The sequence below is a fragment of the Veillonella dispar genome (genome assembly GCF_937975875.1).
Classification (GTDB): domain Bacteria; phylum Bacillota; class Negativicutes; order Veillonellales; family Veillonellaceae; genus Veillonella; species Veillonella dispar_B.
Genome location: NZ_CALJSP010000004.1, coordinates 1 through 10,285 on the forward strand (window position 1 = coordinate 1; position 10,285 = coordinate 10,285).

The 10,285-nt window shown below is 41.5% G+C and carries 11 protein-coding genes; 10 read left to right on the top strand and 1 reads right to left on the bottom strand.

Features of this window, described 5'->3' with window-relative positions:
• The 7 genes from Q7P05_RS00140 to Q7P05_RS00170 form a co-directional block, all read left to right on the top strand.
• Positions 1-1,080 (top strand): methylmalonyl-CoA mutase family protein (locus Q7P05_RS00140; protein WP_303929963.1); only part of this gene is annotated, 1,080 nt, incomplete at its 5' end.
• A complete protein-coding gene (meaB, locus tag Q7P05_RS00145; protein WP_303929964.1) occupies positions 1,073-2,326 on the top strand; it encodes a methylmalonyl Co-A mutase-associated GTPase MeaB in 1,254 nt (417 codons plus the stop codon). The genes Q7P05_RS00140 and meaB, both read left to right, overlap by 8 nt.
• 297 nt (positions 2,327-2,623) lie before the next feature.
• Entirely contained in the window at positions 2,624-3,514 is an 891-nt protein-coding gene (locus Q7P05_RS00150) for a DUF3829 domain-containing protein (RefSeq protein WP_303929965.1), read from the top strand.
• Between the two features lie 50 nt (positions 3,515-3,564).
• Positions 3,565-3,822: a hypothetical protein gene (locus Q7P05_RS00155; protein WP_105089925.1), complete on the top strand. Its 258-nt coding sequence runs from the start codon at positions 3,565-3,567 to the stop codon at positions 3,820-3,822.
• Positions 3,823-4,023: 201 nt separating this feature from the next.
• Positions 4,024-4,629, top strand: coding sequence for a MotA/TolQ/ExbB proton channel family protein (locus Q7P05_RS00160; protein ID WP_295199361.1), 606 nt, complete (start codon positions 4,024-4,026; stop codon positions 4,627-4,629).
• A complete protein-coding gene (locus Q7P05_RS00165; protein ID WP_005385002.1) occupies positions 4,626-5,030 on the top strand; it encodes a biopolymer transporter ExbD in 405 nt (134 codons plus the stop codon). Before Q7P05_RS00160 ends, Q7P05_RS00165 begins: the two co-directional genes overlap by 4 nt.
• Positions 5,031-5,034: 4 nt before the next feature.
• A complete protein-coding gene (locus Q7P05_RS00170) occupies positions 5,035-5,868 on the top strand; it encodes a hypothetical protein (protein ID WP_303929966.1) in 834 nt (277 codons plus the stop codon).
• A 131-nt stretch (positions 5,869-5,999) separates the two neighbouring features.
• Here the strand turns inward: Q7P05_RS00170 and Q7P05_RS00175 are convergent, their stop codons facing one another.
• On the bottom strand, positions 6,000-6,410 hold the full coding sequence (locus tag Q7P05_RS00175; protein ID WP_295199357.1) for a CAAX protease: 411 nt from the start codon (positions 6,408-6,410) through the stop codon (positions 6,000-6,002).
• Between the two features lie 230 nt (positions 6,411-6,640).
• On the opposite strand from Q7P05_RS00175, the gene Q7P05_RS00180 reads away from it, so the two are divergent.
• The 3 genes from Q7P05_RS00180 to Q7P05_RS00190 form a co-directional block, all read left to right on the top strand.
• Positions 6,641-7,600, top strand: coding sequence for a M48 family metalloprotease (locus Q7P05_RS00180; protein ID WP_295868291.1), 960 nt, complete (start codon positions 6,641-6,643; stop codon positions 7,598-7,600).
• Positions 7,601-7,828: 228 nt separating this feature from the next.
• Complete coding sequence (gene purB / locus Q7P05_RS00185; RefSeq protein ID WP_005385009.1) at positions 7,829-9,124, top strand: adenylosuccinate lyase; 1,296 nt, start codon at positions 7,829-7,831, stop codon at positions 9,122-9,124.
• Between the two features lie 210 nt (positions 9,125-9,334).
• Positions 9,335-10,285: MFS transporter (locus Q7P05_RS00190; protein ID WP_303929967.1), on the top strand; the 951-nt coding region annotated here is incomplete at its 3' end.

Sequence of the window (10,285 nt, forward strand, 5' to 3'; positions counted from 1 at the left end):
CTCCCAGAACTGGTAATGCCTGTTGATGGACTTGTAAAAGGAATGCGTAATACTCAGCTTTACATTCAAGACGAAACTAAAGTATGTAAGGTTATCGACCCATGGGGCGGTTCCTACTATGTAGAAGCATTGACTGATGAATTGATTCGCCGTGCTTGGGGTCATATCCAAGAAATCGAATCCCTTGGTGGTATGGCGAAAGCGATTGATACTGGTCTTCCTAAGATGCGTATCGAAGAAGCGGCAGCTCGTCGCCAAGCTCGTATCGATTCTGGCCGTGAAGCGATTATTGGTATCAATAAATATCGTCTAGATAAAGAAGATCCATTGGATATCCTCGACGTAGATAATACGGCTGTACGAGAAGCGCAAATTCGTCGCCTCGAACAATTGCGTGCTAACCGTGACGAAGATAAGGTTCAATCCTGTCTCGAAGCGATTACCAATGCTACAGAATCTGGGGAAGGCAACTTGCTTGCTCTTGCCCTTGAAGCTGCTCGTGCTCGTGCATCCTTGGGTGAAATTTCCTTTGCTGTTGAAAAGGTTTGCGGTCGTCATAAAGCGGTTATTCGCTCTATTTCCGGTGTATACTCCAGCGAATATGAAGATGACGATGTCATTAAAGAAGTACGTCAAATGGCAGATGACTTCGAAGAACTCGAAGGTCGTCGCCCTCGTATCATGATTGCGAAGATGGGCCAAGACGGTCATGACCGCGGTGCCAAAGTTATCGCTACATCCTTCGCGGATATGGGCTTTGACGTGGATATCGGACCTTTGTTCCAAACTCCAGAAGAAACAGCGCAAGATGCGGTGGATAATGACGTTCACATCGTCGGGTTCAGTTCTCTTGCAGCAGGTCACAAAACATTGTTACCTCAACTTGTGGAAGAGCTCAAAAAACGCGGTCGTGGAGATATTTTGGTTGCCATTGGTGGCGTAATCCCTGCTCAGGACTATGAGTTCCTACGCGAACATGGCGCAGTGGCTATCTTTGGCCCTGGTACAGTCTTGCCTGTAGCGGCTAAGAAATTGCTAGAAACATTGACTAGTCACGTTCAAGACGAGTCTAATGACTGATAACAAACGGCCTACCCCGGACGCATTGCATACGACTCAGAATGCTACCTTCACCACTGGTGAAGGAAGGGCCCCTGAATTAGGTGTAAAAAATGCAAATGCCGAGGGTAGTACCTATCGTCCCGATTGGGTGCCGGAAGATGCGAAAAAGGATGATACCTTCGCGTGTCATGTAATGAAAGGCGTCAAGGAAATGCATGACGGCCTCTTGTCTAGCTCCGCTCATCTGGCTCCGTCGGTACGTCCCGTACAGCGGCGAAAGAAGTTAACTGTCGCTGATTATGTACGCGGTATCGAGCAGGGGGACCGCGTTATACTTTCACGGGCTATTACGTTAGTAGAAAGTAATAATAAGGAACACTTTAAATTAGCTCAACAAGTATTGCAAGCTATATTGCCTCGTACGGGCAAGGCGTTGCGCATCGGTATTACTGGTGTGCCTGGGGCCGGTAAAAGTACATTTATTGAAGCCTTTGGCAATATGCTCATTGAAGCAGGTTACAAGGTAGCCGTACTTGCTGTAGACCCTACGAGCCAAGTCACAAAGGGCAGTATTTTGGGCGATAAAACGCGGATGGAAACATTGACGAAACATCCTGACGCGTACATTCGTCCGTCGCCAGCAGGTGGAACACTAGGTGGTGTAGCTCGTAAAAGTAGAGAGACCATGCTACTTTGCGAGGCTGCTGGGTACGATATTATTCTCGTCGAAACCGTTGGGGTTGGGCAAAGTGAAGTTACCGTGCGCTCTATGGTAGACTTCTTTATGCTCATCGTATTAACTGGTGCAGGCGATGAATTACAAGGCATCAAGAAAGGCGTTATGGAGCTGGCCGATGCTATTGTGGTTAACAAGGCTGATGGGGATAACCTCAAGCGCGCTCTCATCGCTCGTAGCGATTACGATCGGATGTTGCATTACATTCGTCCTGCTACGGAAAAATGGAAAACCCAAGCCTACACTTGCTCAGCCGTTACAAAGGATGGCCTCGATGAATTGTGGGATGTAATCCAAGAATTTACTGAACAAGGTAAAGAAAATGGGGTCTTCTTAAAACGCCGTCAAGAACAATCCCTCCGTTGGGTACGCGATATGATTGACGAACACTTGCACAACCTATTCTTTAATAATGTCGTCATTCAAGGTCGCATGGGCGAAGTGGAAGCTGCTGTCTTAGACGGTGAAATGAGCGAATCTCAAGCCGTTGAAGAATTAATTGGCGTTTTCGATAAGTCCATTAAATAAGTAGATAGCTACATACCTATTTGATAAGCTGGCATAACTTATCTATTAAGACACTCCGATTAGCTATCATACTGATTTAGACATATAAGATGTATCCAGAAAAGGCATAGTATAAACATTACTATTGGGTTTACCCCAATGGAGATGTATACTATGCCTTTTTATGTGCTTGTGAAAGCATATTCATGAAACAAATTTCATAAAAAATACGGTTGATACTTTCGTAAATAACATATATGATATATAATTTAATCATAAACTGTTACTTGTGTGTGTGATTAAAAAGAGAGGTTCATTATGAAACCACTAGTAAAGAAAATGTTAACAGCCGTATTGTGTGCATCTACTCTAACAGCTCCATTATTTTTGAGTGGTTGTAGTTTTTCTAAGATTGCCAATGGGGTGCAGCAAGGCGCTCAAAAGGCATCGCAAAAAGACATTCAAGTGTTTAATCAGTATATAGAAGCAGTTGGTAATTTCAACAGTGGCACTGTAAGCTTCGGATATGCTATTAATCCTTCCATTCAAAAACTAAGAGAGGGTCAACATTTATCAAGCTTTATGGCACCAAAGTTTGATAGCTTACAACAAAAATTACAAGCCGCTAAAGATGCGGGTATACCATATGATGATATGAAGGAACCTCTTGATAACGTATTAGCCGTATTAAAGGACATTGTACCAGTAGCAAATGAATTGGATACGTACTACCAAACTAATTCATATCAAGCAGATAATTATGCTAAGGAACAACAATTAGGACCTAAATACGTTCAACTATATGATCAATTCTATGCAGCATATAATCAGTTAGATGCTGTAATTCACAAACATAATACGGAAAATCAACAAGAACAGTTGAAAGAACTTAAGGATTCTGGTAAGAAAAATGCAGCTGCTGCCCAAGAAGTTCATTTACGTTTAACTGCATTATTGGATAGCTTTGAAGAAGGCAGGCAAATCGATGTAAATGCGGCGAACCAAGAGTTGCAAGGTATCATGGATGTATCCAGCAGCATTACTAGTCCGGACTATAACTCTGCTAAAAATCATTTAAATACAACTATTGGTAGAATTCGTACATTCTTAGGTGACCAAACAGCTGATCATTACAATGATATGATTGAATCCTACAATAGCTTTATTGGCAGTGTAAATCGCTTGGATATGAATAAACTTGATAAATAATATCTAATCGTATATACCATGTTATGTAATGTTAGGAGAGGAACATTTAAATGAGCAAGAAAATGTTATTACCCGTTGGTGTAGTTGTTCTAATTATAGGTATTGTTATCCTATTATTAAATCCAGATCCAGCTACAACAAATTTGGAAATTGCAAGAAACGCTACTAATGCACGAGACGCAGCTAAAGCGATTTCTTCTAATAATCAAACCTATGCATGGATGTATTCCCTAGGTATGTTCTTTACTGGTTTTGGCGTGTCCTTAACAATCGGTGGCATACTTGTGAAATTCCTTAAAAAAGATTAATAGGATGTAAGAGATTACAAACCTCCTAGGTCAAATTAAATCGGGATTATAGTTAAATTAAGATTACATTAAAGGCTATACTAATAGGTATATCACTATTAGTATAGCCTTTTTTTGTCCCATACATATTTTTAGATGCCTTAAAACGTGATATAATTAACTCTAATGGGGCCTAGAGGGTAACGGCTTTTGGAGGTTAGTATGAGTAGCATAGCGCATTTATTTGTAGCTGGTGGATTTGTAATGTATCCGCTAGTAATTTTTTTGCTCTTTGCGTTGATGATTGGCATTGAGCGTATCGTTTTATATCGCAAGTTTACGAAGGACTTGCGTCGCTTTAATAAGGTATTAGAAAAGAACCAAAGCTGGGTTATGTTGCCGAGCGTGTTGGAACGTGACACATTGGAGCTAGGCTCCTTGTTTGCTCGTGCCATTCGCAGTGCGAAGAACTACAATAGCTTGGAAAATCGTTTGCAAGATATCGTATCCTATGCAGATGAACGCTTGAAACGCGGTTTAAGCTGGCTTAGCATGATCGTAACAATGGCTCCACTATTGGGCCTATTGGGTACCGTGCTTGGCATGATTCGCGCCTTTGCTGTAGTTGGTGGCGATATTGGGGCGCCTACCATCATTACAGGTGGTGTATCTGAAGCGTTGGTAGCAACGGCGACAGGCTTGACCGTAGCCATCATTGCACTAGGCTTTCACAGTTACTGTGCGGCAAAGGTCAACGATTCTATTACTACATTAGAGCATGAGTGTGGTAATATCCTCGATGCGTACAACGAGGAACATGATATATGAGACGACGCACATTAGGGGTTAAAAAAGAACCGACAATCATGATTATCCCTATGATTGATATCGTATTCTTCTTACTAGTATTTTTCATGGTGGGCACGCTGTACATGAATACAGAGCAGCAAATTCCTCTAAATTTGCCATCTGCATCGACATCCACGGCAAAATCTATCGAGCCTATTACGATTACCTTAACTACAACGCATACGTTATATATTGATAATCAAGAGATTTCTTCGGAACGCTTGGCGGAAGAGGTACGGTCTATTGTTAAACAAGCACCGCGACAAGCCTTTGTTATCCGCGCATCTAAGGATGTATACTACAGCGAGGTTATCGCTCTGTTAGATATGCTCAAGGTTAATGGCGCTAAATATATTAGTGTCGCAACGGAACGGAAGTGATTCTATGTTTGAATCGCATTATTTGAAACCGTTCATCGTGTCCTTAGGCATTACGACGATACTCGTATCGGGGATGGGTCTTTCCTTGCGAGGTATGGCGGGCACTGGGGCAGCTCATGATGCGGCTGAAATTAGCTTTGATTTGCCTGATGATAGTGAAAGTAGCGCAGAGGTAGCAGAACCGACTCCACAACCGGAGGAGAAGGTAGCACCTGCAGAGGCTGTGCCAGAACGTACAGAACCAAAGCCTAAATCTCAGTCACAACCTATGGTGGAGTCCGTGACGCCTGATGAAAGTGAACGAACTAAAACATTAGATACAAATGCTAGTACACAAGAGCAGCGACGAGAATGGGCTATACCTAAGGCCATCGAATCTGAAGCGGCTGGCGTAGAGCAAGCGGTTGTAATGCATGATAAACAATCAAAACCGAAAGAGGCACCTATGGGGAAGGATGTTACATCTGACCCTAATGCCAATGGTGATGGTCGTACGGAATCAGCTGACTTATCATTCCTATCAGATCTTGCATGGAGCTTGTTAACACCAGGCCAGCAAGAATTATTACGACAACCTGCTATTAATCCAAGCGCCTATCTTCGTCGTGTCCAAGAACAAGGCGCGAGAACTTCCGTGACAGGTACTGTTACGGTGAAGGTGAACTTTGGAGAAGATGGCCATGTCATCGTTGCTCCGAATACACCGCGCATCGTGGTGGACGGTGTGCCGCCTGATGTAATGGAAGAGGCGTTGCGCATTGTTAAAACCAGTGGCAGCATCGTCAACAACTCTGGACGTATACAAACCTTAACAATCCCTGTCGTTATGGGACAATAAAGAGGCATATCACATACTATGTATGTAAGATATGCCTCTTTTACTTTTGCAGTATTAGTTATTTGTAGCCTGTTATTTATGGTTACCAGATTATTATGGGAATATAATTAATACGGAAAAACTGTATCCTATTAATCCTGGTTTGTAAGCATCGTTTTGGTAGAGTTGAATACCGCAAGGTATACGATAGCACCGCCGATAAATAATGTAACTTGCATAGGTGCACTAAATTGATCGACACGCCATAACGCAAAGGCGTAGAAGAACATTGTTACTAGCATGATGAGGAATGCGATGATAACGCGTACATTGGTGTTAACCGCTAAGGATGTAGTAATGCGAGATTTGTTGAGTATTACATAAATTAAGGATACGATAATATCTGCTGTAAAGATAGAGAACACATAATTGAGATCAAACTCTCCAAATAGAACTACAGCCAAGCCGATAAAGCTGAGTCCAAAGAATAGGCGCAATAGCATGCCTATAGTATTCGATTCATTGCGCTGCGCACGACGCTCTTTGCGATTTAAATTTGCCATGAAAGCCTCCCTATTTTTCATAGTAGATTTAGTCTGTATGTTTATTATATATCACAATGTACAGCTATGATACAGTATTAGTAAATTTATTTATTGTTATATTACTATATAAGGTATAACTCCATAGTTATATGAGGTTTACTAATGTAATAATTTAGAAAATAAATGTGTAGCTATATGAGATGTAACGTATAGTTATCATAGAATATGAGTGCATAAAGAGAGAGAGTATGATTCAAGTTATTCTTACCTATATTGTTAACGTTATTATTGTATTTATCTTCTTCCCGATTTTAGAGTCCGCAGTTCAATACGTATATCCTTTTTCTTGGGCGTGGCTTATGAAACCACTACAATTAGCGGATAAGTTAGAGGTGTATATCGTTATAGCCGTTGCATTGCCTATTATAGTGGCTATAGGATTATTTTTGCCGCCTTTTAGTTGGATTGCTCATGCGATGCAAGGTGAAAGAAAACCAAGTGCAGAAGAATCGGCCTATCTTGAACCAATATTTGAAAAATTATGTGCCTATAGTGAGGTAAAACGTGATTCACTAACTGTGCGTATGCGTAATGATGAGGATATCAATGCCTTTGCTTCGGGAATCAATCATATTACGATACATACAGGTGCCTTACGAGCATTAAGTGAGGATCAATTGGTAGGCGTTTTGGCGCATGAGCTAGGTCATTTGCGTCATCGCGACACCATTTACTTAACTATAACCTATGCCATGGATCGACTCGGGCAATTGATTTTGAATCTTGTAATATTGCTTAACTTCGCATTGAATATACTGGCGATTATACCTATTGTTAATATTGTAGTTCGCATTATTCAATTAGCTATAGTTATTATGATTACAGCGGTGGAATATATATTACAGTTACCAAAGTGGATAACCTATTATTTTGATAGCCGTCGTCGTGAGTATGCTGCTGATGCGTACGCTGTATCAATTGGTTTAGGCCGAGAATTGCGGGATGGCCTCGTTTCATTGGGTTTAGCGACTGACCAAATTGGCATGCTTGAGAATGGTGAATTATATGATTGTGAAAGTACGGGATTTTTTAGCCGTTTATTTATTACTCATCCAAGAATGATTAAACGAATTCAGCGTATCGATGAAGGTATAGAAGTATACGAATTGAAAAAAAGTCTTATGTGGAATCGACTGTTAAGAAACTAGGTATATATTACATAGAGGCAAAATAGCGGGATATACTATGAGGTCTTATATTATATAAAATTAAAATAGAGGTCTTAATATAGAGGCTTTCATCCATAAATACGAACGATTAGTAAATTTAATATAATTATCATTCGGAAAATTTAGGTCCATTCATTGAATGGAGCTTTCACATATGGTACAATTATTGTATAAGAAATCTAGCTTTTATCATGCAAAGGAGACATCATGATACCACGTTATACACGAGAAGAAATGGGCCATATTTGGAGCGAACGCAACGAGTTCGACACAATGTTATTGGTAGAAACATTGGCATCCGAGGCACAAGCTGAGTTGGGCGTTATCCCTAAAGAAGCGGCTAAAGCCATTCGCGAAAAGGGCAATTTCGACGTTGAACGCATTCATGAAATCGAAAAGGAAACAAACCACGATATCATTTCCTTCGTAACAGCAGTAGGCGAATACGTAGGTCCTGAAGCGGCTAAATATATCCACCTTGGCCTTACATCTACTGACGTTAAAGATACAGCGCTTGGTTACATGATGAAACAAGCTTGCGACATCTTGATTGAAGATTTGAAACGCTTGCACGAAGTATTGCGTCGTCGCGCAGCTGAGTTCAAATACACACCTATGATCGGCCGTACACATGGTATTCACGGCGAACCAACTACATTTGGCTTGAAATTAGCATTGTGGATGGCTGAGGTAGAACGCGACATCGAACGCATGGAACATGCTCGTAAAAGCGTTGCTGTTGGTAAATTATCCGGCGCCGTTGGTACATATTCCAACATCGATCCATTCGTAGAACAATACGTATGCGAAAAATTAGGTCTTGAACCGGTTAAAATCGCTACTCAAGTCGTACAACGTGACCGTCATGCTGAATTGTTGTCCACTATTGCTGTTGTAGGCGGCACATTGGATAAAATCGCTTTGGAAATCCGTCACTTGCAACGTACTGAAGTGCGCGAAGCAGAAGAATACTTCAGCCCTAAACAAAAGGGTTCCTCCGCAATGCCTCATAAACGTAATCCTATTACATGTGAAAGAATTTGCGGTATGGCTCGCTTGCTTCGTGGCTACGCTCAATCTGCTTACGAAGACCAAGCTTTGTGGCATGAACGCGATATTTCCCACAGCTCTGTAGAACGCGTAATCTTGCCAGATGCAACAATTGCATTGAATTACATGCTTCACCTTACAATCCGCACTATCGATAAATTGTTGGTATATCCTGAAACAATGCTTAAAAACCTCAACCTTACAGGCGGCCTTGTATTCAGCCAAACAATTTTGACTCACCTTGTAGACAAAGGTGCAGTACGTGACGAAGCATACCGTTGGGTTCAAAAATACGCTATGGAACGCTGGCTTGAAGGCAAAGATTTCGCAACAGGTCTTAAATCTGATGAAAACATCAAGAAATATATGACTGCTGAAGAAATCGATGCATGCTTCGATCCTCATAAATTGTTAAAACATGTTGATACAATCATGGCTCGCTTTGGCCTATAATTGTAGGGTACTTCCCATATAACATATGAAAGACTAGGGTAGGTATAGACCAACAAGCCTATAGCACATACATTAGGCTGTTGGCTATATCTACCTTTTTATTTTGAAAGCAACCTGTTATTTCCGCTATTTTACGGATAATTACGAGCTAGTTTCCTAGTAAGCATCTCTGTATCTTAGGGAAAATTAGCTATTGTATTAGGAGGTTATATGAAACGTATCATACGAAAGTACGGACCGCCTATTTTTCATTGTATTAATGACTTTGGACAAGGTTCGCTAGCGGCGCTCATACCGTTCTTTATCGCTAATTTTGGCCTTAATTACTATCAATCGGCATCCATTATTTTCTGTAACACCGTAGTGGCTTCCGTGGCGCAGCCTATCTTGGGCTATGTGGCGGATCGGTGGCGCGTGCCGTGGTTCATTCCTGTAGGTTTTACCGTAACATTAGTCTCTATCAGCGCCATTGCACTGGCAACGAGCTATGAAATGATATTAGCTCTATCGCTCATTGCAGGGATTGGGGCGGCACTATTCCATCCTGAGGCGGCTCTTCTCGTGAACCGCACGCAATCCAATGAACTTGGTAATGCCATGGGACGATTTGCGGTTGGGGGCAGCGCTGGTTTTGCACTGGGCCCACTCCTTGCTGGTGGTGTGTACGTCTTTGGCGGTCAATTCCTTTGGTTGTTCACGGCAATTGCATTGATTGGCGTGTTGCTGTATGTGTATGCCTTTACTAGCTCTACAGATACCGATGCTATTGGTGAAAGTAAAAGCTCTGCTAAATCTACTAATAGTGGCACTAACGATTGGGTTAGCTTTGGCAAATTATTCTTTGTCATTGCTTCTCGATCTATTTTATTCTCTGTACTATCCATCTTTATACCTATTTTATACATTACTGTTATTAACGGAGAAGCCAGTGCATCGAGTTTAGCTTTAACGATGTACTTTGCAATGGGCGCTGTTCTTACCTATATGGGTGGGGCGTTATCAGATAAATTAGGTTTCCTTAAAACAGTTCGCTTAGGCAATCTTATCTTCTTGCCATCTGTTTTAGTCTTTATCTTTGTGCCTAATATATGGGGCTTTTTCGGCGCCATGATCCCAATGGCCTTTGGTGTATTCTCTCAATACGGGCCAATTACGGTACTG

Excerpts from the sequence above, each read along its gene's own strand:
- meaB (WP_303929964.1), top strand. The coding sequence starts at position 1,073 with ATGACTGATAACAAACGGCCTACCCCGGACGCATTGCATACGACTCAG.
- Q7P05_RS00150 (WP_303929965.1), top strand. The coding sequence starts at position 2,624 with ATGAAACCACTAGTAAAGAAAATGTTAACAGCCGTATTGTGTGCATCT.
- Q7P05_RS00155 (WP_105089925.1), top strand. The coding sequence starts at position 3,565 with ATGAGCAAGAAAATGTTATTACCCGTTGGTGTAGTTGTTCTAATTATA.
- Q7P05_RS00160 (WP_295199361.1), top strand. The coding sequence starts at position 4,024 with ATGAGTAGCATAGCGCATTTATTTGTAGCTGGTGGATTTGTAATGTAT.
- Q7P05_RS00165 (WP_005385002.1), top strand. The coding sequence starts at position 4,626 with ATGAGACGACGCACATTAGGGGTTAAAAAAGAACCGACAATCATGATT.
- Q7P05_RS00170 (WP_303929966.1), top strand. The coding sequence starts at position 5,035 with ATGTTTGAATCGCATTATTTGAAACCGTTCATCGTGTCCTTAGGCATT.
- Q7P05_RS00175 (WP_295199357.1), bottom strand. The coding sequence starts at position 6,410 with ATGGCAAATTTAAATCGCAAAGAGCGTCGTGCGCAGCGCAATGAATCG.
- Q7P05_RS00180 (WP_295868291.1), top strand. The coding sequence starts at position 6,641 with ATGATTCAAGTTATTCTTACCTATATTGTTAACGTTATTATTGTATTT.
- purB (WP_005385009.1), top strand. The coding sequence starts at position 7,829 with ATGATACCACGTTATACACGAGAAGAAATGGGCCATATTTGGAGCGAA.